We start from the raw sequence: 703 nt of genomic DNA, 5'->3' as shown, positions 1-703 counted from the left end.
CGTCCCGCCAGCCCGTGGTCCACGACGAGCCCGCCTTCGGGCCGGCGGCCGCGGCCTGCTTCCGGGTCCGGTCCACGGCACCGGCAGCCACCAGCTGCAGGTACTCCATGATCCGCGAGAACTCCTCGACCGTGCCGGCGAAATCCGAGGCCTCCCGGAATCCCCAGAGCGCGGCGTCCGCGGCCGCCGTCGAACCCACTTCCCGGAGCACGGCCAGGGCATCATCCACACCGGACCGCCCGGCCGGAGCAACGCCCCGGTCCGTGTCCTGAAAATCTGTGTCCTGCAAAGGAATGAAATCCCTGACGGCTTCCATAAACCCACACTAGCGACGGCCTGCGACATTAAACGCAGGGCCGGACTGGCTCCGCAGATTGCGCCAGAATCCCGCTGTCAGAAAGGTTCAGGACCCGCCATTCAGCACGCGTGGCCTGCCAAACTGGGTGCGGACCCCGGGCGAGTAGAGCACGGATTCGGGCGGACCCTCGACGTTGATGCCGGCCGCGGCGACCAGCTCGTCTTCAAGCTGGGTCAGTTCTGCCCGATAGAGCGGCCACGCGGTGTGGGTGTTGGGAACGTACAGGGTCCTGCCCCGGAAACGGGTGTGCAGACCGAACCGGGCGGTGAGGTGGAGGGACAGCGGGTCGGTGGCTTCGGCGTCGGACTGAGGGGCCACTGCAAAGTCGCTCCGGGCGCCGCCCCG

1 protein-coding gene and 1 pseudogene are annotated in these 703 nt (G+C 68.4%); both read right to left on the bottom strand.

The genetic code is table 11. The features are described from left to right. Window positions 1-316 (bottom strand): annotated as a pseudogene (locus K789_RS0105650) (HNH endonuclease); the annotation flags it as partial. Between the two features lie 87 nt (window positions 317-403). Beyond that, on the bottom strand, window positions 404-703 hold a 300-nt coding region (locus K789_RS0105645), incomplete at its 5' end, for a DUF2071 domain-containing protein (protein WP_024365912.1).

Origin of the sequence: Arthrobacter sp. TB 26, assembly GCF_000427315.1 — a bacterium.
Lineage (GTDB): Bacteria > Actinomycetota > Actinomycetes > Actinomycetales > Micrococcaceae > Arthrobacter.
The sequence above is the reverse complement of the archived record's forward strand: the minus strand, read 5'-3'. Positions and strand labels throughout refer to the sequence as shown.